Source organism: Azospirillum palustre, assembly GCF_002573965.1.
In the GTDB taxonomy this organism is placed as follows: Bacteria; Pseudomonadota; Alphaproteobacteria; order Azospirillales; family Azospirillaceae; genus Azospirillum; species Azospirillum palustre.
Genome location: NZ_PDKW01000042.1, coordinates 823,362 through 844,934, shown reverse-complemented (window position 1 = coordinate 844,934; position 21,573 = coordinate 823,362). Strand labels below are relative to the sequence as shown.

Here is a 21,573-nt window from a genome sequence, read left to right as displayed (position 1 = left end):
CCGTCAGAACGGCAGGACCGGCGCCGGGGCGCTCTTGGGACGGGCGGGCGCCGGCAGGCCGCAGGGCAGGAACCGGCCGCGGCCGGGCTCAGCCAGAAGCGCGCCGTCGCGGCACACCACCGCCCCGCGCGAGATCGTTGCCACCGGCCAGCCGGTGACCTCCATCCCCTCATAGGGGGTGTAATCCACATTGTGGTGCAGCATGGCGTTCGTGACCGTGACCCGGCGGTTCGGATCCCACAGGGCGATGTCGGCATCCGCCCCCACCGCGATGGTGCCCTTGCGCGGATGGAGCCCGTACATGCGGGCGGGGTTGGTGGCGGTCAGCTCCACGAATTTGGTCAGCTCCATCCGTCCGGTCATCACGCCGGCGGAGAACAGCAGCGGCAGGCGCGTTTCCACCCCCGGAATGCCGTTTGGCACGCAGCGGAAGGGCGCCTGTTCGCCATGGACCTTCTTGCCGCCCGGCCCGTCGAAATGGAACGGCGCATGGTCCGACGAAAAGACCTGGAAGGTCCCGCCGGTCAGCCCATCCCAGATGACGGCCTGATTGGCGGCATCGCGCGGCGGCGGGGAGCAGATGCACTTCGCGCCCTCGAACCCCTCCCCACCCAGATCGTCGCCGGTCAGGAACAGATATTGCGGACAGGTCTCGGCATAGATCCGCAGGCCGCGCCCCTGCGCCCAGCGGATCTGCTCCACCGCGTCGGCACCCGAGACATGGACGATCAGGATCGGCACATCCACCAGCTCGGCGAGCGAGATGGCCCGGTGGGTGGCCTCGCGCTCCGCCACGCGCGGGCGGGAAACGCCGTGGAAGAACGGCGCCGTCTGCCCGGCGCGCTCCAGCTTCTCGGTCAGCCAGGCGATGCAGTCGGCATTCTCCGCATGCATCATCACCATGGCGCCCTCGCTGCGGGCGATGTCGAGAACCTCCAGAATCTGACGGTCGTTCAACTTCAGCGCATCGTAGGTCATGTAGATCTTGAAGGACGTGTAGCCCTCGCGGATCAGCGCCGGCAACTCCTGCCCCAGCACCTGCTCGGTCGGATCGGTGACGATCAGGTGGAAGGCATAGTCGATCACCGGCTTGCCGGCGGCCCGCCGGTGATAGTCGTCCACCGCCTCGCGCAGCGACCGGCCCTTTTCCTGGCAGGCGAAGGGCAGCACCGTGGTGGTGCCGCCGAAGGCGGCGGAGCGGGTGCCGGTGAGGAAATCGTCGGCCATCACCGACCCGTCGCCGGTCGGCTGGTCGAAATGGACATGCCCGTCGACACCGCCCGGCAGGACCAGCAGCCCGGCGGCGTCGATCTCCTCGGCTCCGGGGGCGAGGCCGGCGCCCAGTGCCGCGATGGTGCCGCCGCGCACGCCGACATCGGCCCTGAACACGTCCGACGCGGTGGCGACCGTGCCGTTGCGGATGACCAGATCGAACTCCATGCTCCCCTCCCCCGTTTCAGCCATCAACCATCAGCCGTCAGCCGTGCAGTTCCCGGAACAGGCTGCCCCAGCCCTCGACCCGGCGGGTGTCGACGCCGGTCATGCGCAGCGCCTTCCACACCACGGTGGATACGGTGTCGTAGACGGGGATGCCCAGCGCCTTCTCCACCCGCTCCGCCACCGGGGCGCCGCGCATGTTGGTGCAGATGATGGCGATGGCGTCGGGCTTGGCTTCCGCCACCTCGGCGCACATGCGCTCGATCCGCTCCTCGGTGATCTCGGAGAAGGAGAAGTTGCCGCGGTCGTTCAGATGGCGTTCCGCCACCACCTCGAATCCGGCGGCGTTGTAATTGGCGACCATCCGCTCCTGAATCTCGTCGAGATAGGGGCTGACGATGGCGAAGCGCTTGCGGCCCGTCGTCTCCAGAATCTCGTTCAGCGCCAGCATGGAGGTGCAGGCCGGGATGCCGGTCTCCGCCGCGACGGTGCTGCACAGCCGCTCGTCGGCATCGAAGCCGAGCCAGCCCGCCGAGGTGCCGTTCCAGCCGATCACATTCAGCTTGGCGTCGGCCAGCAGCCGGGCGGCGTCGAGGAAGGGTGCGTCGGTGAACTGGTCGAGCGCCGCGGCGCGCAGCGAGATCTCCTTGACGGTGAAACGGCCGAAATGGGCCGACACCTCCGGCAGCCCGCTCAGCATGGCGGAGGTCACCGGCTCAAGGACCGTGTTGGAAGACGGGGTCAGCATCCCCAGAAGGACGCGCTTGGTCAGATCGGGCGTGGTCATGTTCGGTCCTTATCGCTTCAGGCGTTTCTTGTTTTCAGGGTTTTTGGGGTTCAGGCCCGTGCCCACAGCGCGCGGGCGGCCTCGTCGGCCTCGATGCAGATCCGCTCCAGATCGGCGCGCGGCAGGCGGCCGTCCTCGACCAGAACCTCGCCATCGACCATCACCATCTCCACGTCGCGGCCCTGGCCGGTGTGGACCAGCGTACCGAGCGGGTTGGTCTGCGGCCTTAGATGCGGGCGGCGGCTGTCGAACACCACCAGATCGGCGCATTTGCCGACGGTGAGCGTGCCGATCCGGTCGGCCATGCCGACGGCCTCGGCCCCGCCCAGCGTCGCCATGCGGAAGACGTCGGCCGGCTGCCAATCGGCGGAGACGCCGCCCTGACCGATACGGGCGGTGGCGAGCGCCCAGCGCATCGTCTCCACCATGTCGCCATGCTGGGTGTCGGTGCACAGCGCCAGATTGACCCCCGCCGCCTTCAGGGCAGGGGTCGGTGCCAGCCTGCCGGAGGCGGCGTTGCATTTGGGCACATGCACGGCATGGACGCCGGCACGGGCCAGCCGCGCGATGTCGTCGTCATCGACATAGAGGCAATGGGTGGCGAGAAGCCGCTCGTTCAGCATCCCGGTCTCTTCCAGCAGGGCCGCGGGAGACAGACCGGTGGAGGCACGGACGCGCTCCACCTCGACCCGGCTTTGCGCCAGATGGGTGTTGACGCGCATGCCGCGGGCCGACGCCTCGGCGGCGAGCGTCCGCAGGAAGCCGGGGGAGCAGGTGTCCGGCGCATGGGCGGCCATCTGCACCGCGATGCGCCCATTCAGCGCCCCGTGCCAGCGGTCGTGCAGGTCGAGCGTCCGGCGCAGCAGATCCTCGCCGATCCCGGCGTCGAAGCGCCATTCCCCCTGCGGCACGCGGGCGAAATCCACGTCATGCACCCGCCAGCCGGCATGGACGCGCAGCCCCAGCTCGGCCACGGCCTCCAGCGTCGCCTCGGCATGGACGAAATGGTCGCAGACCAGGGTGGAGCCGGACAGCAGCGCCTCCGCCACGCCGAGCCGGGCGAGCGCCCGCGCCTCCTCCGGGGTGGCATCGGTGCCCTTGGGCACGCCGGGGGTGTAGGACGGTGCGAAGCCGAGATCGGCGGCGACGCCGCGGACCATCACCAGCACCGCATGCAGATGGGCGTTGACGAAGCCCGGCGTCACCAGCCGGCCGGGACGGTGCAGCGTGCGCTCCGCCGCCGGCAACCCGGCGGAGACCGGGGCCAGATGGGCGATCCGGCCGTCGCTGATGCCGATGGCGGCATCCTCCATGATCCCGGTCGCCGGATCGCCGGTGATGGCGGTGACGCCGGTCAGCAGCAGGTCGAGGGGGTGTTGGACCGAGGTCATGCCGCTGCGCCCTGACGGCCGGCCGCAGCGGCGTCCGGCACCGGCTCCGGCTTCGTCGCCTCCTTGCGCTGCTGCATCCCTTCCTCGCGGATCAGGTTCAGGATGTGGCGCTTGTGGTCGTTGAACTGCTGGCTGGTGATGTCGCGCGGGCGCGGCAGGTCGAGGTCGATCAGTTCGCGCACCCGGCCCGGCCGGCTGGTCAGGACGGCGACCTGGGTGCCCAGCACCAGCGCCTCGTCGACGCTGTGGGTGACGAAGACGATGGTGCAGCGCTGCTTCTGCCAGATGGCGACCAGTTCCTCCTGCATGTCCATCTTGGTCTGGGCATCCAGCGCCGCGAACGGCTCGTCCATCAGGATGACCTGCGGGTTCAGCAGCAGGGCGCGGGCGATGCCGACGCGCTGGCTCATGCCGCCCGACAGTTCCGCCGGGAAGTGGTTCTCGAAACCGCGCAAGCCCACCATGTCGATGTATTCCTGCGCCGCGGCCCGGCGGTCGGCCTTGCGCCAGCCCTTCAGCCGCAGATGGAAGGCGACATTCTCCCAAACCGGCAGCCAGGGCATCAGGTTGGCCTGCTGGAAGACCATGCCGCGGTCGGCGCCCGGCCCGTCCACCGGCTTGCCGCCGACCGTCACGCTGCCGCCGGTCGGTTTCTCGAAGCCGGCGATCATGTTGAGCAGCGTGGACTTGCCGCAGCCCGACGAGCCCAGCAGGCACAGGAACTGGTTGGGTTCCACCGACAGGCTGACATCGTCGATGGCCAGCAGGTCGCGCTTGCGCTTGGCGTCGCGGAAGATCTTGGTGATGTTCTTCAGCTCGATGGAGGCCATGGCGTCAGCCCTCCCGGCTTTGCAGGGTGGATCCGTGCTGCCAATGCAGCGCCACGGACATCAGGAGCTTGATGAGGCCATCGGTCGCGTAGCCGAGCAGGCCGATGCTGGCCATGGCGGCGAGCACGAGGTCGTAGCGCAGGAAATAGTAGCTGTCCCACAGCACGTAGCCGAGCCCGCTCTTGACCGCGACCATCTCAGCGGTGACCGTCAGCATCCAGGCGGCGCCGATGCCGATGCGCAGGCCGGCGAAGATGCTGGGCAGGGCCGCCGGGAACACCACATGGCGCAACAACTGCTGCTCGGTGGCGCCCATCATCGCGGCGGCGCGGATCAGGTTGCGGTCGGCCGTCTTCACCCCGTGGATGGTGTTCATCAGGATGGGGAAGAAGGCGCCGAGGAAGACCAGGAAGATGGCCGGCTTGTTGGCGATGCCGAACCAGATGATCGCCACCGGAATCCACGACACCGGCGGAACCGGGCGCAGCATCTGGATCGTCGGCTCCACCGTCCGCTCGACCCAGCGCCACCAGCCGATGGCGATGCCCAGCAGGATGCCGCTGGCCGCCGCGATGGCATAGCCGGCGGCGACCCGCACGGCGCTGGACAGCGCATCGGCAAACCAGCGCCCGCTGTTGGCCTGGCTGGTCTCGTCGAAGCCGAACACCCAGTCGCCCCAGGCATGCAGGACCACCGTCGGCGGCGGCAGCAGTGCTGCGGGCAGAAGGCCGGACCGCGACACGGCCTCCCAGGCCACGAGGATGACGAGGGGAACGACCGCCCTTTCCCAGGCGAACCGCTCCCAGATTTTTCCTATCGCCGTCATGAACCGGACTCCTGTCCCATGAAACACCTGGCCGGATACAGCCGGCAGCCGATCAGAAGCCCAACTCGGTCTTCGGCTTGGCCGTGACGGTTTCCAGGAAGCTGTAGTCGAGGTTCTTCTCGGCCGCGGCGGAGACATCGTGGCTGATGTATTTCAGGTCGCGCATCATCGCGGCGATGGCGAGCGTGCTGTCCTTGTGCATGGCATAGTCGGGCGATGCGTTCTTCAGCGCCTCCGCCGCGACCGTCTTGTCCATGCCGGTGTATTTGTTGATGGTGTCGACCCAGGCGCCCCGGTCGGCCTTCAGCTTGTCGACCAGCGCCACGACGGACGCGACGGTGGCCTCGACCGCCTTGGGATGCTCCTTGATGACGTCGGAGCGGGTGACGATCAGGTTGGTCAGGTTGCCGGCGGCCTGATCGTAGGGAAGCGTGAAGTGCCGGCCCGCCCCGCTGCTGCGGATCTGCGAGGCGAAGGGCTCCACCGTGCAGATCACGTCGACCTCGCCGCGCTGGAGGGCGGCGGCATGGTCGGACGGGTTCGGGATGTTGACGAACTGCACGTCCTTGTTGGCGTCGATCCCGTTCTTCAGGAAGGCGCCGCGCATGTGGATGTCCTGCGCATTCCGGCGCGAGGCGGCGACGCGCAGCGGCTCGCCCTTCGCCTTGCGGTCGGCGATCAGCGCCTTCAGCCCGGCCCAGTCGTCCGGCTTCAGCTCGATCCCCTTGGCGGTCAGGATCTCCGATCCGCCATTCACCTGACCGGAGATCGCCACCACGTCGAAGCCCTTGTCGAGGGCGGTGATGTAATGGAGGTAGGTGACCTGCGCCACGTCGATGCTCTTGGACACCAGGGCCGTCAGCACGTCGTTGCCGGAATTGAAGTTGATGGCCTCGATCTTCACGCCCTTCGCCAGATCGGGCGTCAGCGCCATCGGCAGGCAGTGGGCACATTTGGCAAAGCCCAGCTTCACCGCCTCCGTGTCGGCGGCCTGGGCGGTCGCGGCGGCCGCGGACAGGGCGAGGACCACGCCGGTGACGGCGCCAAGCGTGAAGGATCGAAGCGACATGGGCAGGATTCCCTGATGCGATTGCGATGTCCCATCCGTCGCAAGCCGCGTGCCAAATTGTATACAATATGGCGATTTTGGATTTATTGTTTAATATCAATCATATATAAGTTTTTGAAAAGCAGACGCGCCCTGCACCTCTCTTGCCTTATTTTTAAGCGTATGGCATCGTTTGCGCATCGCTGCACAATCATTCAGCATTATGGGCATCGCCGGATCGACCATGGACATTGTGAAGACCGCCAAGGCCCCCGCCGGGCCGATCCGCCGTGAAACGCTGCACCACGGTGCCGTCGCGGAGCTGCGCGCGATGATCCTGTCCGGCGAATTGCGGCCGGGCAGCCGCGTGCCGGAGGTCCAGCTGTGCGAACAGCTGGGAGTCTCGCGCACGCCTTTGCGGGAAGCGCTGCGTGTCCTGGCGGCGGAAGGGCTGGTGGAGCTTCGCCCGCACCGCGGCGCCGTGGTGACGCCGATCGACCCCAAGGAAATCGCCGCCGTCTTCGAGGTGATGGAGGCACTGGAGGCGCTGGCGGGCGACCTTGCCTGCCGGCGGGGCACGCCGGAGGAGTTCGCCGAACTCGACCGGCTCCACGACCAGCTTCACGCCCAGTTCGATGCCGGCGACCGGCCGGCCTATTTCCTGACCAACCGGCAAATCCACGCCCGAATCGTCGCGATGGCACGCAACCCGTCCCTGGAAGCCACCTATGCCGGCTTCGCCTCCAAGATTCTCCGGGCGCGGTCGCTGGCCAATTACGATGAGGAACGCTGGCGGCATTCGCTGAGCGAACATGACGGCTTCATGGCCGCCGTCCGGCAGCGCGACATGGCGGCGGCCGGAAGCCTCCTGGCCGCCCACAGTCGGCAAACCGCCGATGCCGTCCTCGCTGCGCTGAACGGCTGCGGTTCGGACAGTCCGGCCGGTGCGGGACGGCAGGCAGAATCAGTGTGAACCAGCCCCCGTAAGCCGTATCACACGTCCTGCCCGCCGCCCGGACCCGGCTGAGACTGCGGTGCGGTTCCGGAAGCGCGCGCGTCCTGGCCCGAGGGCGGCGGCGGCACCTCGTCGCTTCCCTCGCTTCGGTCGCGGTAGAGGGCGGCGCGGGCCAGCAGCATCAGGGTGATCGGGGTGGTGACCACCATCAGGGCGGTGATCAGCACCTCGTGCAGGATCGCCCTGGACTCCAGGACGGAGAAGACCAGCATCGAGGCCAGCAGGATGCAGCCGATCCCCAGGGTCGAGCCCAGCGTCGGCGCATGGACCCGCTGATAGAAGCTGCCGAACCGCAGCAGCCCGACCGTGCCGATCAGAGTCAGCACGGCGCCGGCCAGCAGCAGCAGGGCGGCGGGAATGGCGGCCCAGGCTGGGAGATCGGCCAGATGGTTGTTCATTCGATGACCTCGCCGCGCATCAGGAACTTCGCCAGCGCCGCCGTCGACACGAAGCCGAGCAGGGCGATGATCAAAGCCGCCTCGAAATACAGGATGCTGCCGTTGCGGATGCCGAAGGTCAGCAGCAGCATGGTCGCCGTGACGTAGAGAGTGTCCAGCCCCAGCACCCGGTCCTGTGCCCGCGGTCCGCGCAGCACCCGGACGGTCGCGAAGGCCATGGCGACCACCAGCATGATCTGGGTGAGGAAGATCGTCCCCATCAGCAGGGTCAGGATCATTCGAACAGCTCCATCAACCGTGTCTCGTAGCGGCCCTTGATGGTGTCGATCCACTCCTGCTCGTCCACCAGATCGAGGATGTGCAGAAGGATGGTGTTCCGGCGCCGGTCATAGGCGACCCACACCGTGCCGGGGGTGGCGGTGACGATGCAGGCGAGCGTCGCCAGCCCGTAGGGCGCCCTCAGATCGAGGGGGATGCGCACGAAGCCCGACACCCGGCCGCCGCCGCCCGGCCGCAGGATGATCTTCGCGACCGCCCAATTGGAGCGCAGGATATCCACCAGCACCACACCCAGCAGCGACAGCGCGGCCTGCGGACGGCGGAAGCGTCCGCCCGGGAGGTCGAGCACGCCCAGCGTCGCGGCCGTCCCCAGCGAAAGAACGCCGCCCAGGATGATGGTGCCGGGGGCCACGCTCTCGTTCAGCAGCAGCCAAACCCCCAGCAGCGTCGCGGTCATCATGGGATAGGGCAGCAGCAGCCTCATCAGCCGTCTCATCGGGCACCTCCGGCCGTCGGGCCCGCCGTCGGAATGCCGGACAGCACGGCACCGTTGTAGTCCTGCGGCGCATGGAGCGCGCGCGCGGTGTCCTCCATGTAGCGCATGGCCGGTCCGGCCTGGATGGTCAGCGCCAGATTGAGGGCGAGCAGCAGCAGGACGGGCGCGATCTCGGCCACCCGCACCCGCGGCACCTCGGCGGCCGGCGAGGCCCAGAAGGCGTCGATGCCCACCCGCGTCATCGCCACCACCGTCGCCAGCCCCGACAGCACCAGCGCCGCCAGCAGGATCCAGGTGGTGACGGGAACCTCCGGCCCGGCCGCCAGCAGCGGCGACAGGATGGCGAACTTGGCGAGGAATCCCGACAGCGGCGGCAGGCCGGCCAGCAGGAGCGCGCTGGACATGAAGCCGATGCCGAGGATCGCCATCGTCGCCGGAATGGGAACGCCGGCCCCGCCGCCACCCCCGCCATCGTCGGCATCCTCGTCATCGCCCTCGCCGAAGGCCTCGCGGGTCACCGCCAGCACGTCGGCGCCGACAGCGCGGCCGCGCTCCACCAGCTCGACCAGCAGGAAGAAGCCGGCGACCGCCATCACGGAACTGGTCAGATAGAACAGCACCCCGCCGGTCACCGCCATCTGGCCGGCGCCGATGGCCGCCAGCAGGGTGCCGGACGACACCAGCACGGTGGCGCCGGCAAGCCGCGCCATGTTCTGCGTCGCCAGCACGGCGATGCAGCCGAAGCCGATGGTCAGCAAGCCGCCGATCAGCAGGACCGTGCCGCCGAAGCCGCTCGATGCCCCCGCCCCCTCGCCGAACACCAGCAGCCACAGCCGCAGCACGGCATAGATGCCCACTTTGCTGAGGATCGAGACGATGGCGGCCGACGCCGAGCCCAGGGTGGAATAGGTGTTGGGCAGCCAGAAGCCCAGCGGCCACATCCCCGCCTTGATCAGGAAGGCGAGACCCAGGATCGCCGCGCCGGCTTCCAGCAGCCCGCGATCCTCGGACGCCAGGCTGGCGACCCGGCCGGCCAGATCGGCCATGTTGAGGGTGCCGGAGACGCCGTAGATCATGCTGACACCGATCAGGAACAGCAGCGACGCCGACAGGTTGATCGCGACGTAATGCAGCCCCGCCCGCACCCGCGCCAGCCCGGAGCCATGCAGAGCGAGGCCGTAGGAGGCCGCCAGCATGATCTCGAAGAAGACGAACAGGTTGAACAGGTCGCCGGTCAGGAAGGCGCCGTTCAGCCCCATCAGCTGAAACTGGAACAGCGGGTGGAAATGCGCCCCCGCCTTCTGCCAGCGCGGCAGCGAGAAGGTCAGGGCGGCCACTCCCAGGATCCCGGTCAGCACCAACATCAGGGCGGCGAAACGGTCCAGCACCAGCACGATGCCGAAACTCGCCGGCCAGTTGCCGAGCCGGTAGACGCGGACGACGCCCGCCCCTGCATCGGCGACGGTCAGCGCCAGGATCGCCAGCCCCAGCAGCGCCAGCGCCGAGCCCATGCCGATCACCGCCTTCAGCGTGCGCTGCCGCTCGTCGATCAGCATCATCACCGCCCCCACCAGCAGGGGCACGACGATGGGGGCTATCGTCAGATGGTCCATCCAGCCGCTCACCGGCCGCTCTCCTTTCCGTCGACATGGTCGGTCCCGGTCAGGCCGCGGGCGGCGAGCAGGACAACGAGGAACAGGGCGGTGGTGGCGAAGCCGATGACGATGGCGGTCAGCACCAGCGCCTGCGGCACCGGATCGGCATGCATGGCGAGCGTGCCGGCCCGGCCGCCTTCCAGGATCGGCGCAGCACCCGTGCGCAGGCCGCCGGTGGAGAAGATGAACAGGTTGACGGCGTAGGAGAGCAGCGACAGGCCGACGATCACCTGGAAGGTGCGGGGCCGCAACAGCAGCCACACGCCGGAGCCGGTCAGCACGCCGATGCCGAGCGAAAGGATCAGTTCCATCAGTCGTCTCCCACGGCAATCTGTCCCAGGGGGGGCGCAACCGGTTCGGGCACCGCCGGAACCTCCGGCGGACGGGGGGCGGCGGCGCGGTGGCCGCGCAGCGATTGGCGGGCCAGCGCGATCAGGATCAGGATGGTGGCGCCGACCACCAGGGCGAAGACGCCGATGTCGAACAGCAGGGCGCTCGCCACCGGGACCTTGCCCAGCACCGGAATCTGCGAATAGGCGAAATAGCTGGTCAGGAACGGCCGGTCGAATATCCAGGCGCCGAGCCCGGTGCCGGCGGCCAGCAGCAGGCCAATGCCCATCCAGCGCATCGGCAGCACGCGCAGCCGCGCCTCGACCCACTGGGTGCCGCCGAACATGTATTGCAGGATCATGGCGATGGCGACGGTCAGACCCGCGGCGAAACCGCCGCCCGGCAGGTCGTGGCCGCGCAGCAGCAGGAACAGCGCCACCAGCAGGATCACCGGGAACAGCAGGCGGGCGATCAGCGACGGGATGAACAGCCAGTCGGCCACGGTGTCGCCGTCCTTGCGGTCGGGCCGCGAGGCGTCGAAGGCGCTCTGGTCGCGCTGCTGTTCGGGAACGTCGACACTGTCCGACGCGGGACGGAAGCGGCGCAGCAGCGCGTAGGCGGTCATCGCCACCACTCCCAGCACGGCGATCTCGCCCATGGTGTCGAAGCCGCGGAAATCGACCAGGATGACGTTGACGACGTTGGTGCCACCGCCCTCGCTGTAGGCCAGTTCAAGGAAATGGCGGGCCAGCAGCTCCGGTGGGAAGCGCGTCATCACCCCGAAGGCCAGCCCGGCCATGCCGGCCCCGGCGGCGGTGGCGATGCCGAGGTCGCGCAGGCGGCGGGTCAGCGTGACCGCCTCCGACCCGCGGCTGCCGGGAATGTCCATCCGCTTGGGCAGCCAGCGCAGGCCGAGCAGCAGCAGGATGGTGGTGACCACCTCCACCAGCAGCTGGGTCAGCGCGAGGTCGGGGGCGGAGAACCAGACGAAGGTGACGCAGACGACCAGCCCGGTGCCGCCGAGCAGGATCAACGCCGCCAGCCGGTGGAACTTCGCCTGCCAGGCCGCCCCCAGGGCGCAGGCGGCCCCCAGCAGCCAGATCAGCGCCAGCACCGGGTCGATGCCGGACGGCACCAGATTGCCAGGCCCCACCCCGCGGCTCCACACGGTCCAGCCGGCGGCCAGCACCGCGGCGGCCACCACCAGCCGCAGCTGCGGCTGCAGGCGGCGGGTGCCGAGCACGCCCTCGGCGGTGCGGGCCAGCCGCCAGGACAGGAAGACCATCGTCCGCTCGAACATGCGCCGCCCTTCCAGGCTGCGGATCAGCGGCGGCCCCTCGATGCCCTTGGCGAGGTGGCTTTGCAGCAGCCGGTAGAGGATCAGCCCGGCGGCGAAGGCGGCCATGCTCATCACCAGCGGCAGGTTGAAGCCGTGCCAGACCGCGAGGCTGTATTCCGGCGTCGCCGCACCCAGGGCGGCGCGGGCGGCCATGTCGAGATAGGGGCCGACGGTGGCGGCGGGCAGGATGCCGATGACGATGCAGGCCAGCACCAGCACCTCGACCGGGAAACGCATCCAGGCCGGCGGCTCGTGTGGCTTGTGCGGCAGGTCCACCGGGTCCGGCCCGAAGAAGGTGCCATGGATGAAGCGCAGCGAATAGGCGACGCTGAAGGCGCTGGCCACCATCGCCGCGACCGGCAGAATGTCGAAGAAGACCGGCAGCGGGTCCTTGGCGGAGAGCGCCTCGGCGAAGAACATCTCCTTCGACAGGAAACCGTTCAGCAGCGGCACGCCCGCCATGGCGCCGGCGGCGATCAGGGCGAGGCGGGCGGTGAAAGGCATGAAGCGGTTCAGCCCCGACAGCCGCCGGATGTCGCGCGTCCCCGTCTCGTGGTCGATGATGCCGGCGGCCATGAACAGCGAGGCCTTGAAGGTGGCGTGGTTGATGACGTGGAAGATCGCCGCCACCATCGCGAGTTCGCTGTTCAGGCCGAGCAGCAGGGTGATCAGGCCGAGATGGCTGATCGTCGAATAGGCCAGCAGCCCCTTCAGGTCATGCTGGAAGATGGCAACATAGGCGCCGAGCAGCAGGGTGGCGAGACCAGCCGACCCGACAATCCAGAACCATGCCTCGGTCCCCGCCAGCACCGGCCACAGCCGCGCCATCAGGAAGACGCCCGCCTTCACCAGCGTCGCCGAATGCAGGTAGGCCGACACCGGGGTCGGCGCCGCCATGGCGTGCGGCAGCCAGAAATGGAAGGGGAACTGCGCGCTCTTGGTCAGCGCGCCGAGCAGGATCAGCACCAGGGCCGGCAGGTAGAGCGGATGGGCGCGGATGAGGTCGCCGGCCGTCAGCACGGCGTCGAGATCGTAGCTGCCGACGATGTGGCCGAGGATCAGCACGCCCGCGAACAGGCAGAGGCCGCCGGTCGCCGTGACCGTCAGCGCCATGCGGGCACCGTCGCGCGCGGCGGCGGTGTGGTGCCAGTAGCCGATCAGCAGGAAGGAGAAGAGGCTGGTCAACTCCCAGAAGAAGGCGAGCTGGATCAAGTTGCCCGACAGCACCACCCCCGTCATCGACCCCATGAAGGCGAGCAGGAAGGCGAAGAAGCGCGGCACCGGATCCTCGGCCGCCATGTAATAGCGGGCGTAGACCACCACCAGCACGCCGACCCCGAACACCAGCCCGGCGAAAAGCCATGCGAAGCCGTCCATCCGCAGGGAGAATTCGAGCCCCAGCGACGGCATCCATCCGGCGGTGAAGCGGAGCACGCCGCCGGCCGAAACCGTCGGGTAGGCCGCCCACACCATCGCCAACCCGAGCAGCGCCACGCCGCCGGCCAGCCACGCCGCGGCGTTGCGCGCATGGGTGGGCAACAGTCCGGCGGCAACCGCGCCGGCGAAGGGCAAGGCGATGGCGATCAGGAGCGGGAGTGCGTCGGGCATGAAATCCTACGGCAGACTGGCGGCAGACTGGAGGCACACCGGGGCGGCGGCGATGGACGGTGTCAGAAGCCGGGGGGTGCGTCGTTGCAGTCCCGGTCGTCCTCATCCTGGGCAACAGCCTGGATGACGATCTGGGCCGCGTCGTCGGCGGTCTTGGCACCGCGCAGCCGGCGCAGCGACTGCGGATCGCGCAGCGCCCCGCAGATTTCCGCCATGGACGCCAGCAGCCCCTTGCGGTTCGATGCCGGCCAGAGCGCGAGGAAGACCAGATCGACCGGCTCGTCGTCGCGCGCGTCGAAATCGACCGCGCGCTGGAGACGGGCGAACAGGACGACCGGGGCCGCAAGATCGGCAAGCTCCGTGTGGGGAAGCGCCACGCCCCTGCCGAGCGCGGTGGAGCCGATCTTCTCCCGCGCCTGCAAGGCCTCCAGGATCTCGGGCGCCGGACGCCCGCTGCGGGCGGCGGCCTCGGCCGCCAACTGGTCGAGCAGCGCCGCCTTGTTGCCGGGCGCGGCATCGAGAATCACGCTGGACGCGGAAAAATGGTCAGTGATGGTCATCCGGTTCTCCATTCAGGCCCATCAGGGGCAAAGTGTGGGTGCGGGCGCCGAGGACCAGCCGGAGCCCATTCCCATACCCACGCCACCGATCAGCACGTCGCAGGGCAGCGCGTCGATCACCTCGGACGCCGTGCTGCCCAGCAGGGCACGGGCAACGCCGCTGCGCCGGGCCGAGCCCATTGCAACCAGATCGTACCGCCCCTGCCGGGCCAGACCGACGATCCGCTGCCCCGGAGAGCCGGTCAACAGGATCGTCTCCACCCCCACCCCACCCGCCGGCCCACCCGGCGGCCCGTCCCCCTGGGGGCCGAGCACGGTCCGGAAATCGTGCTCGACCTGTGCCTTGTCCAGTGCCGAAGCGTCCGGCAGATCGGCGACATGCAGCAGGTGGATGCATCCCTCCTCCATCAGCATGCGCGCCGACTCCACCGACGAGCGCGACCGTTCGGAAAAATCGACCGGCACCAGCACCCGCAGATAGGGCTGGAGCGGCTTGTCGCGCACGATCAGCATCGGCGTTCCGTCGGCAATCGCGATGCGCTCGACGGTGGAGGCCAGGAACAGGTCCGCCACCCGGTCGCGCTGGTGCAGGCCCACCACCAGAAGGTCGGGCCGCCACAGGCCGGCATAGCCGGCGACCCGGTGTTCCACCGCGTCGCCGCGCACCGCGACCGCCTGCGCCCGGATACCGGCCCCGCCACTTGCGGCCAGGATGTGGCGCTGCAACTCGCCTTCCACATGGTGCAGCGGCAGGCAACCGTAGCGGCCGCCGTTACTGTCGACGACATGCAGCGCCGTCAGCTCCGCATCGAACCGATGGGCGAGCTGAACGGCGCGCTCCAGGGCGCGGTCCGATTTCGGTTCCAGGTCGGTTGCCAGCAGAATGCGCTTGAGGCTTGCCATCGTGACGGTTCCGGTTGCGTGAGGTCTCCGGTCCTTTTGTTCCGGTGCGGTCGGTTGCCTGCCGGAAATCGCTCCGCAGGAAACACCTCAATGATCGGAAGTCGGCGGCAGTCTGTCCATGCCGGGAAATACGGACCCGAAGGGGCTGCGCCCGATCCCGCAGGGTCTCCGTAGTAATACGGGCCTGGCGATTTCCCCTGATGCAGTCGGAGCGGGTTGGCGTTACCATCGCCCCATGTCGCAGATTGTCCGCCGCAAATGGATGTTCGTTCCGGCCTATCTGGCCGTCCACCTGTTCCTGGACTGGATCAGCTTCATCCATGCGGTCTCGTCCATCAACATCACGCCGTGGAACCCGCCGGCCGGGTTGATGATGGGGGTGTCGGTGCTGTTCGGCATCCGCGCCGTGCCCCTGGTCTGGCTGGCCCTGACCGCCGCCGACCTCGTCGTCCGCGATCTGCCCATAACGCCTCTGCCCATGACGCTGTGGGCCCCGTTCCTGGCGAACGGCGTCGTCGCCATGGGCTATGGGATCGCAGGATGGCTGCTGCGCCGCGCAATCGATCCGGGCCTGTCCCGGCTGCGCGACATCGTCCTGCTGCTGGGCGGCAGCGCCGCGGCGGTTCTGGGAATCGGCCTGTGCTTCATCGCCATCCACACCGCGGCCGGCCTGTTCGAGTGGACGAACTTTCCGCAGGTGCTGCTGCGCTATTGGACGGGCGAAGTCATCGGCATCGCCGTCCTGACGCCGCTGGTGCTGATCGGCCGGCGGATGCCGGCCCTGCGCTGGTCATGGAGCGGTGCGGCGGAGACGCTGGCGCAAGGGGCGCTGATCGGCTTCACCCTGTGGCTCGATTTCGGCCCGCTCGCCTCCTCGCAGTACGAGCATTTCTATCTGCTGTTCCTGCCGGCCATCGGCATCGCCGTGCGGCATGGGCTGGTCGGCGCGGTGGTGGCCTCGGTCGCCACGCAGGCCGGGCTGATCGCCGCCATCCAGGCGACCGGCGTCGATACCGACCGCATGGCGCATTTCCAGCTGCTGATGCTGACTCTGGCCGTCACCATCCTGCTGCTTGGCGCCGTGGTCAGCGAGCGCCGCCGGGCGGAGGATAGGCTGCGGGTGCGGCAGTCCGACCTCGCCCACGCCTCCCGCCTGATCGAGGCGGGCGAGATGACGGCGGCGCTGGCCCACGAGTTGAACCAGCCGCTGGCGGCGACGATGGGCTACGCCCGCGCCGCCCGCAAGGTCGCGCGGCTCGAAGGGGCCTCCCCCCGCCTGACCGAGATCCTCGACAAAACCGTTACCCAGGCGGAGCGGGCGGACCGGGTCATCCGCAGCCTGCGCGATTTCGTGCGCAAGGGCGCCAGCGACCGCGCCCCGCTGCCGGTCGCAACGCTGATCGCCGACTGCCTGACGCTGGCCGGCCCGCTGGCCAGCCGCCATGCGGTGGAGATCGTCGCCGAAATCGACCCCGCCCTTCCGGCCCCCCTGCCGACGATTGACGGCGACGCGGTCCAACTGCAGCAGGCGATTCTCAACCTCGTCCGCAATGCCGCGGAAGCGATGGGCGAAGGCACGGATGGCGGTCCGCCCGCCCAGGCCCAGACGGCCCGGCGCCGCATCGTGATCTTCGCCTGCCCCGCCGCGCAGCCCGACTTCGTCGCCATCGGCGTGCGCGACACCGGACCCGGCCTTGCCGAGGTGGTGGAGCGCAACCTGTTCGCCCCCTTCGTCACCACCAAGCCGACAGGCATGGGGCTTGGGCTGTCCATCGTCCGCACCATCGTCGAGAGCCATGGCGGCACCCTGACCGCAAGAAGCGGCGCAACTGGCGGCACCGTGTTCCAGTTCACCATTCCCGCTCATGGCGCGGGCAAAGACGGAGTGCCCGCATGACGACCGAAACGCCCGCCGCGGGCTCCGGAGCCACCCCGGTGGCGTTCGTGGTGGACGACGACGAGGCCGTGCGCGACGCCCTGGCGCTCCACCTCGATCTGGCCGGCCTGACCGTACGCTGCTGCGCGTCGGCCGCCGAGTTCCTGGAGACGGCATCCCCCGACCAGCCCGGTTGCGCCATTCTCGACATCCGCATGCCGGGCATGGACGGGCTGGAGTTGCAGCAGGAGATGATCCGGCGCGGACTGACCCTGCCGGTGATCGTCATCACCGGCCATGGCGACGTCACCGCCGCGGTGCGGGCCTTCCGGGCCGGGGCGGTGGATTTCCTGCAAAAGCCGTTCGACGAGGATCTGCTGATCGAGCGGGTGCAGGAGGCGTTCGCGCGCGATCTCGCCGCGCGCAGCGCCGAGGCGGAGGTCGGGGAAATCCGCCGCCGCCTCGCTTTGCTCAGCCCGCGCGAACTGGAGGTAATGGAGATGGTCGCCCAGGGCCTGCCCAACAAGACCATCGCCACCCGCCTCGCCATCGGCATCCGCACGGTCGAAACCCACCGCGCCCGCGTGCTGGAGAAGATGGAGGCCCGCAATGCCCCGGAACTGGCGCTGATGCGGATGAAGCTGGGTGAACGGCTGGAGTGACGTGTCGCGTTCAACGAGCGAACAGCACGGCCCCAGGCGTGCGATCGAGAAGGGCGGCCAGCCGCCACTCGAAGCCGATGGAAGTCCAGAAGCGCGTCGGCCGCTCCACCACCAGAAGGTCGCCGCCGGCGTCGAGACTGGCGGCGCTCTGCGCATCGGCGGTCGGCCGCACCGTCGAAAGCCGGACCGTCGAAAGCCGGACCGGACACCGACAGTCCAGTTGCCGCAGCCACTCGTCCGCCCGTCCCGGATCGGTGCGCTCGTCGAGGATCAGGTGAACCGACGCGATGGCCGGGAAGAGCCGTTGGGCGATGCGGAAGGATTTCAGCGCGCGGGGCGGTCCGTCCGCCAGGATGGCGATGCTTCGGCCCAGGTGGGACGGTGTCTCTCGCGGTGCCACCAGAACCGCGCCGAACCGCTGTGCATCGGCACTCCAACAGGATGGCTTGCCGGGCCGCGGCCTGCCGGCCAACAGCAGGTCGAACCTCCCGACCGGCGGGTCCTGGCCCAGGTCGAGCGCTCCCTCACCGGGGAGCAGGGCCGCAAGGCGGCGCGCCTGGAGTGCAGCGGTCCGTACCAGCGCGTCGTTGCCGTGGTCCTGCGTGAGGACATGCAGATCCATATAGCCGCGTGCGCACAGTCCGGCACCCGGCCCGCGGTCCGGAGGACCGGCCGTGACGGTCACGCCCGGATTCATCGACAGCAGCCAACCGCAGGCCAGCACCGGCGCCAAATCGCCATCCAATGCGGCAAATATCCGGATGCCGTTGCCCATGGGTTCGACCTCGGCTGATGCCGGAGAGATTGGCGGAGAGGCTGGCGGCTTAAAGCGTCAGCACTCCGGCAGATTGACCGCAAGCCCGCCCAGGCTGGTTTCCTTGAACTTGGTGCTCATTTCCTCACCGGTCTGCCGCATCGCCTGGATACAGTTGTCGAGCGGCATGAAGTGCTGGCCGTCGCCGCGCAGCGCCAGGGAGGCTGCGGCCACCGCCTTGGTGGCGCCGATGGCGTTGCGCTCGATGCAGGGCACCTGGACCAGACCGGCAACCGGGTCGCAGGTCATGCCGAGGTGATGCTCCAGCGCGATTTCCGCCGCATTCTCCACCTGCTCCGGCGTTCCGCCCAGCACGGCGCACAATCCCGCCGCAGCCATGGCGGCGGCCGACCCGACCTCGCCCTGGCAGCCGGCCTCCGCCCCGGAAATCGACGCGTTGTGCTTGATCAGCCCGCCGATGGCCGCGGCGGTCAGCAGGAAATCGGCGACCTTCGCCGGCTCCGCCCCGGCACAATGGTCGAGGTAATAGCGGAGCACCGCCGGCACGACACCGGCCGCCCCGTTGGTCGGCGCAGTCACCACCTTGCCGCCGGCCGCATTCTCCTCATTGACCGCCATGGCATAGATGGAGAGCCAGTCGGACGCGACGTGCGGCAGGCTCGAATTGGCCCCGCGTTCGCGCAGAAGCTGCTGATGGATGGCCTTGGCCCGCCGCTTGACCTTCAGGCTGCCGGGCAATTGGCCGTCCAGGCTGAGACCGCGCTCGATGCAGCCGTCCATCGCCGCCCAGACGGCGCCGAGCTTCTCGTCCACCTCGGCGGGGGAGCGGACGACGATCTCGTTGGCTCGTTTCATCTCGGCGATGGACGCGCCGCTCTCCCGCGCCATCCGCAGCATCGCCGCGGCGTTGTGGAAGGGATAAGGCCAGCCGACGCACTCGGTCTCGAACGCTGCCGGCGGAGACTCCCGCTCCGCCGCGGTGACGACGAAGCCGCCGCCGATGGAATAGAAGATCTCCGACAGCATCACCTTGCCGGCCCGGTCCAACGCCTGGAAAACCAGCCCGTTGGCATGGCCGGGCAACGGCGGCCCGAAGTCGAAGACCAGATCGGTTTCCGGGTCGAACTCCAGCGCCGGCAGGCCAACCGGGTGCAGCCTTCGCGTTCGCCAAAGTTCGGCGATCCGCCCCTCGGCTTCATCGACATTCAGGTTGTCCGGCCGGTAGTCGAGAAGCCCGAGCAGCACCGCCCGATCCGTCGCATGCCCCTTGCCGGTGAAGGCGAGCGAGCCGTGAAGCCGGACCTTGATCGCCGCGGGTGCGGCATCGGCAGACGCCCGCAGCATGTCGAGGAACCGCACCGCCGCGGTCATCGGCCCCATCGTGTGCGACGACGACGGACCGATGCCGATCTTGAACACATCGAAAACGCTGAGAAACATCGCGCGCCTCGTCAGGTCAAACAGTTGGCCTTAAGCAGGATTTCCCAGCGGCACGTGTCCCGGTCACCCGTAGATCGGGAAGCGCTCGCACAATTCGCGGACTTCGCCATGCACGCGCGTCTCGACCTCGGCATTGCCCTCCGGTCCGGCGGCGGCAAGAGCGTCGACGACGGTCAGGATCAGCTCGCCGATGCGGGCGAACTCCGCCTCGCCGAAGCCGCGGGTGGTGCCCGCCGCGGTGCCGAGACGGACGCCGGAGGTCACCGCCGGCTTTTCCGGGTCGAACGGGATGGCGTTCTTGTTGCAGGTCAGGCCGGCCCGCTCCAGCGCCCGTTCGGCGTCGCGGCCCTTCACCCCCTTCGGCCGCAGATCGACCAGCACCATGTGGCAGTCGGTGCCGCCGGAGACGATGTCCAGCCCGCCCTTCACCAGCGTGTCGGACAGCACCCTGGCATTGGTCACCACCTGCGCGGCATAGGCCTTGAACTCCGGGGTCAGCGCTTCGCCGAAGGCGACCGCCTTGGCGGCGATGACATGCATCAGCGGACCGCCCTGGTTGCCCGGGAACACCGCGGAGTTGAACTTCTTGGCCAGCGCCTCGTCATTGGTCAGGATCATGCCGCCCCGCGGACCGCGCAGGGTTTTGTGCGTGGTGGTGGTCACCACATGGGCGTGCGGCAGCGGGTCCGGATACTGGCCGGTGGCGACCAGCCCGGCGTAATGGGCCATGTCCACCATCAGATAGGCGCCGACCTCGTCGGCGATGCGGCGGAACGCGGCGAAGTCGATCACCCGCGGATAGGCCGACGCCCCAGCGACGATCAGCTTCGGCCTGGTCTCCAGCGCCTTGGCGCGCAGGGCATCATAGTCGATCAGCTGGTCGCTCTCGCGCACCTCGTAGCTGACGATGTCGAACCACTTGCCCGACATGGTCACCGGCGAGCCGTGGGTCAGGTGGCCGCCATGGGCCAGCGACATGCCCATCACCCGGTCGCCCGGCTGGAGCAGAGCCAGGAACACCGCCTGATTGGCCTGGGCGCCCGAATGTGGCTGGACATTGACGAAGCCGGCGCCGAACAGCTGCTTGGCGCGGTCGATGGCGATGGTCTCCACCTCGTCCACGAACTCGCACCCGCCGTAATAGCGGCGGCCCGGATAACCTTCGGCGTACTTGTTGGTCAGGACGGAACCCTGAGCAGCCAGCACATCCGCCGAGACGATGTTTTCCGAGGCGATCAGCTCGATCTCGTACTTCTGGCGGTTCAGTTCGCGCCCGATGGCCGCCGCAATCGCGGCATCGGTGAGATCGGATTTCGGCAGGGACTGATGACGGGTCATGTGCGGTTCTCTCGATCAGAGGCCGAGCGCGATTTCGCGGCTGACGGCGTGCAGGATTCCCCAGACATGGTCGGCGAAGGAGCGCCAGACCTCGATCCGGAAGCGGTTCTTGTCCTCGCGGATCAGGACGATCTGCGCCTTGTCGAACAGGGTGCGGCAGCCGGTGCCGACCGCCATCGCCTCGACATCGAAGGCGATGGCCGAACGCAGGGCGAGTGCCGCGGCCTCCCCCTCGACCAGGATGCCGACCTCGCGATGGCCGATATCGACGAGGCTGTGCGTCTCCCCAAGGGTGGCGAAGGCATTCTCGATGCCGTCGCCCTCGGCGACCGACGCCGTCAGCACCCACTCGTCGGGGCCGAGTTGCAGCGCCATCCGGCCACCGGCCTCCACCATCCCGCCGATGCGGGTGGGGAGCGGCATACCGAAGGCGGCCCCGGCCGCTTGGGCTACGGCGGGATCGATCCGCAGGCTGAAGCGGGCGACGTCGTCGGCCGCGCGGATGGTCAGCTTGCTTGCGGTGTCGCCGGTGATCGTCTTGCCCAGCAACGGGTGATTGGCCAGAAGCATGGGGAGACCT

The 21,573-nt window shown here is 68.8% G+C and carries 21 protein-coding genes; 3 read left to right on the top strand and 18 right to left on the bottom strand.

The features are described from left to right. Positions 1-3 precede the first annotated feature (3 nt). From hydA to CRT60_RS21260, 6 genes are read right to left on the bottom strand one after another with little or no spacing between them, the layout of a single operon-like run. Positions 4-1,440: a dihydropyrimidinase gene (hydA, locus tag CRT60_RS21285; protein ID WP_098738505.1), complete on the bottom strand. Its 1,437-nt coding sequence runs from the start codon at positions 1,438-1,440 to the stop codon at positions 4-6. A gap of 37 nt (positions 1,441-1,477) precedes the next feature. Continuing rightward, the gene (locus CRT60_RS21280; RefSeq protein WP_244592676.1) at positions 1,478-2,224 is read right to left on the bottom strand and encodes a maleate cis-trans isomerase family protein; all 747 of its coding nucleotides are present in this window, start codon (positions 2,222-2,224) and stop codon (positions 1,478-1,480) included. Between the two features lie 50 nt (positions 2,225-2,274). Next, positions 2,275-3,615 (bottom strand): amidohydrolase family protein, encoded by a 1,341-nt coding sequence (locus tag CRT60_RS21275; RefSeq protein ID WP_098738504.1) that lies wholly within the window; start codon positions 3,613-3,615, stop codon positions 2,275-2,277. Beyond that, complete coding sequence (locus tag CRT60_RS21270) at positions 3,612-4,445, bottom strand: ABC transporter ATP-binding protein (RefSeq protein ID WP_204562050.1); 834 nt, start codon at positions 4,443-4,445, stop codon at positions 3,612-3,614. Before CRT60_RS21270 ends, CRT60_RS21275 begins: the two co-directional genes overlap by 4 nt. A 4-nt stretch (positions 4,446-4,449) precedes the next feature. Next, complete coding sequence (locus CRT60_RS21265; protein WP_098738503.1) at positions 4,450-5,271, bottom strand: ABC transporter permease; 822 nt, start codon at positions 5,269-5,271, stop codon at positions 4,450-4,452. A gap of 52 nt (positions 5,272-5,323) precedes the next feature. Then, the gene (locus CRT60_RS21260) at positions 5,324-6,340 is read right to left on the bottom strand and encodes an ABC transporter substrate-binding protein (RefSeq protein WP_098738502.1); all 1,017 of its coding nucleotides are present in this window, start codon (positions 6,338-6,340) and stop codon (positions 5,324-5,326) included. Between the two features lie 223 nt (positions 6,341-6,563). On the opposite strand from CRT60_RS21260, the gene CRT60_RS21255 reads away from it, so the two are divergent. Beyond that, positions 6,564-7,292: a GntR family transcriptional regulator gene (locus CRT60_RS21255; protein ID WP_098738780.1), complete on the top strand. Its 729-nt coding sequence runs from the start codon at positions 6,564-6,566 to the stop codon at positions 7,290-7,292. 20 nt (positions 7,293-7,312) lie between these two features. Here CRT60_RS21255 and mnhG read toward each other — a convergent pair whose 3' ends face one another. The 8 genes from mnhG to CRT60_RS21215 all read right to left on the bottom strand — a co-directional run bounded on the left by mnhG (position 7,313) and on the right by CRT60_RS21215 (position 14,902). After that, positions 7,313-7,732, bottom strand: coding sequence for a monovalent cation/H(+) antiporter subunit G (mnhG, locus tag CRT60_RS21250; RefSeq protein ID WP_098738501.1), 420 nt, complete (start codon positions 7,730-7,732; stop codon positions 7,313-7,315). Continuing rightward, the gene (locus tag CRT60_RS21245) at positions 7,729-8,010 is read right to left on the bottom strand and encodes a K+/H+ antiporter subunit F (RefSeq protein WP_193548453.1); all 282 of its coding nucleotides are present in this window, start codon (positions 8,008-8,010) and stop codon (positions 7,729-7,731) included. The genes mnhG and CRT60_RS21245 overlap by 4 nt, the downstream gene beginning before the upstream one ends. Next, positions 8,007-8,507, bottom strand: a complete 501-nt coding sequence (locus CRT60_RS21240) for a Na+/H+ antiporter subunit E (RefSeq protein WP_244592675.1) — start codon at positions 8,505-8,507, stop codon at positions 8,007-8,009. The genes CRT60_RS21245 and CRT60_RS21240 overlap by 4 nt, the downstream gene beginning before the upstream one ends. Continuing rightward, positions 8,504-10,132, bottom strand: coding sequence for a monovalent cation/H+ antiporter subunit D (locus CRT60_RS21235; RefSeq protein WP_244592674.1), 1,629 nt, complete (start codon positions 10,130-10,132; stop codon positions 8,504-8,506). Before CRT60_RS21235 ends, CRT60_RS21240 begins: the two co-directional genes overlap by 4 nt. Continuing rightward, positions 10,129-10,473 (bottom strand): Na+/H+ antiporter subunit C, encoded by a 345-nt coding sequence (locus tag CRT60_RS21230; protein WP_098738499.1) that lies wholly within the window; start codon positions 10,471-10,473, stop codon positions 10,129-10,131. Before CRT60_RS21230 ends, CRT60_RS21235 begins: the two co-directional genes overlap by 4 nt. Continuing rightward, complete coding sequence (locus tag CRT60_RS21225; RefSeq protein ID WP_098738498.1) at positions 10,473-13,439, bottom strand: monovalent cation/H+ antiporter subunit A; 2,967 nt, start codon at positions 13,437-13,439, stop codon at positions 10,473-10,475. Before CRT60_RS21225 ends, CRT60_RS21230 begins: the two co-directional genes overlap by 1 nt. Before the next feature lie 62 nt (positions 13,440-13,501). Further along, positions 13,502-13,999, bottom strand: coding sequence for a PTS sugar transporter subunit IIA (locus CRT60_RS21220; RefSeq protein WP_098738497.1), 498 nt, complete (start codon positions 13,997-13,999; stop codon positions 13,502-13,504). A 21-nt stretch (positions 14,000-14,020) separates the two neighbouring features. Next, positions 14,021-14,902, bottom strand: coding sequence for a universal stress protein (locus CRT60_RS21215; RefSeq protein WP_098738496.1), 882 nt, complete (start codon positions 14,900-14,902; stop codon positions 14,021-14,023). A 235-nt stretch (positions 14,903-15,137) separates the two neighbouring features. Between CRT60_RS21215 and CRT60_RS21210 the strand changes: the two genes are divergently transcribed. Further along, positions 15,138-16,799 carry an ATP-binding protein gene (locus CRT60_RS21210; protein WP_244592673.1) on the top strand — a complete coding sequence of 554 codons (1,662 nt, stop codon included), beginning with the start codon at positions 15,138-15,140 and terminating at the stop codon, positions 16,797-16,799. Beyond that, positions 16,796-17,440: a response regulator transcription factor gene (locus tag CRT60_RS21205; protein WP_098738495.1), complete on the top strand. Its 645-nt coding sequence runs from the start codon at positions 16,796-16,798 to the stop codon at positions 17,438-17,440. Before CRT60_RS21210 ends, CRT60_RS21205 begins: the two co-directional genes overlap by 4 nt. Before the next feature lie 10 nt (positions 17,441-17,450). Here the strand turns inward: CRT60_RS21205 and CRT60_RS21200 are convergent, their stop codons facing one another. The 4 genes from CRT60_RS21200 to CRT60_RS21185 form a co-directional block, all read right to left on the bottom strand. After that, complete coding sequence (locus CRT60_RS21200) at positions 17,451-18,215, bottom strand: hypothetical protein (RefSeq protein WP_098738494.1); 765 nt, start codon at positions 18,213-18,215, stop codon at positions 17,451-17,453. A gap of 57 nt (positions 18,216-18,272) precedes the next feature. Then, positions 18,273-19,655: an L-serine ammonia-lyase gene (locus CRT60_RS21195; RefSeq protein WP_098738493.1), complete on the bottom strand. Its 1,383-nt coding sequence runs from the start codon at positions 19,653-19,655 to the stop codon at positions 18,273-18,275. A 63-nt stretch (positions 19,656-19,718) separates the two neighbouring features. Beyond that, positions 19,719-20,993, bottom strand: coding sequence for a serine hydroxymethyltransferase (gene glyA / locus CRT60_RS21190; RefSeq protein ID WP_098738492.1), 1,275 nt, complete (start codon positions 20,991-20,993; stop codon positions 19,719-19,721). Between the two features lie 15 nt (positions 20,994-21,008). Beyond that, positions 21,009-21,563, bottom strand: coding sequence for a sarcosine oxidase subunit gamma (locus CRT60_RS21185; RefSeq protein ID WP_098738491.1), 555 nt, complete (start codon positions 21,561-21,563; stop codon positions 21,009-21,011). Positions 21,564-21,573 lie beyond the last annotated feature (10 nt).

What these genes read in the sequence shown, in the direction of transcription:
- CRT60_RS21270 (WP_204562050.1), bottom strand. Translation starts at nt 4,445, where the DNA reads ATGGCCTCCATCGAGCTGAAGAACATCACCAAGATCTTCCGCGACGCC.
- glyA (WP_098738492.1), bottom strand. Translation starts at nt 20,993, where the DNA reads ATGACCCGTCATCAGTCCCTGCCGAAATCCGATCTCACCGATGCCGCG.
- CRT60_RS21205 (WP_098738495.1), top strand. Translation starts at nt 16,796, where the DNA reads ATGACGACCGAAACGCCCGCCGCGGGCTCCGGAGCCACCCCGGTGGCG.
- CRT60_RS21220 (WP_098738497.1), bottom strand. Translation starts at nt 13,999, where the DNA reads ATGACCATCACTGACCATTTTTCCGCGTCCAGCGTGATTCTCGATGCC.
- CRT60_RS21195 (WP_098738493.1), bottom strand. Translation starts at nt 19,655, where the DNA reads ATGTTTCTCAGCGTTTTCGATGTGTTCAAGATCGGCATCGGTCCGTCG.
- CRT60_RS21265 (WP_098738503.1), bottom strand. Translation starts at nt 5,271, where the DNA reads ATGACGGCGATAGGAAAAATCTGGGAGCGGTTCGCCTGGGAAAGGGCG.
- CRT60_RS21215 (WP_098738496.1), bottom strand. Translation starts at nt 14,902, where the DNA reads ATGGCAAGCCTCAAGCGCATTCTGCTGGCAACCGACCTGGAACCGAAA.
- CRT60_RS21225 (WP_098738498.1), bottom strand. Translation starts at nt 13,439, where the DNA reads ATGCCCGACGCACTCCCGCTCCTGATCGCCATCGCCTTGCCCTTCGCC.
- CRT60_RS21245 (WP_193548453.1), bottom strand. Translation starts at nt 8,010, where the DNA reads ATGATCCTGACCCTGCTGATGGGGACGATCTTCCTCACCCAGATCATG.
- CRT60_RS21255 (WP_098738780.1), top strand. Translation starts at nt 6,564, where the DNA reads ATGGACATTGTGAAGACCGCCAAGGCCCCCGCCGGGCCGATCCGCCGT.
- CRT60_RS21200 (WP_098738494.1), bottom strand. Translation starts at nt 18,215, where the DNA reads ATGGGCAACGGCATCCGGATATTTGCCGCATTGGATGGCGATTTGGCG.
- CRT60_RS21210 (WP_244592673.1), top strand. Translation starts at nt 15,138, where the DNA reads ATGTCGCAGATTGTCCGCCGCAAATGGATGTTCGTTCCGGCCTATCTG.
- CRT60_RS21280 (WP_244592676.1), bottom strand. Translation starts at nt 2,224, where the DNA reads ATGACCACGCCCGATCTGACCAAGCGCGTCCTTCTGGGGATGCTGACC.
- CRT60_RS21275 (WP_098738504.1), bottom strand. Translation starts at nt 3,615, where the DNA reads ATGACCTCGGTCCAACACCCCCTCGACCTGCTGCTGACCGGCGTCACC.
- mnhG (WP_098738501.1), bottom strand. Translation starts at nt 7,732, where the DNA reads ATGAACAACCATCTGGCCGATCTCCCAGCCTGGGCCGCCATTCCCGCC.
- CRT60_RS21260 (WP_098738502.1), bottom strand. Translation starts at nt 6,340, where the DNA reads ATGTCGCTTCGATCCTTCACGCTTGGCGCCGTCACCGGCGTGGTCCTC.
- CRT60_RS21230 (WP_098738499.1), bottom strand. Translation starts at nt 10,473, where the DNA reads ATGGAACTGATCCTTTCGCTCGGCATCGGCGTGCTGACCGGCTCCGGC.
- CRT60_RS21240 (WP_244592675.1), bottom strand. Translation starts at nt 8,507, where the DNA reads ATGAGACGGCTGATGAGGCTGCTGCTGCCCTATCCCATGATGACCGCG.
- CRT60_RS21185 (WP_098738491.1), bottom strand. Translation starts at nt 21,563, where the DNA reads ATGCTTCTGGCCAATCACCCGTTGCTGGGCAAGACGATCACCGGCGAC.
- hydA (WP_098738505.1), bottom strand. Translation starts at nt 1,440, where the DNA reads ATGGAGTTCGATCTGGTCATCCGCAACGGCACGGTCGCCACCGCGTCG.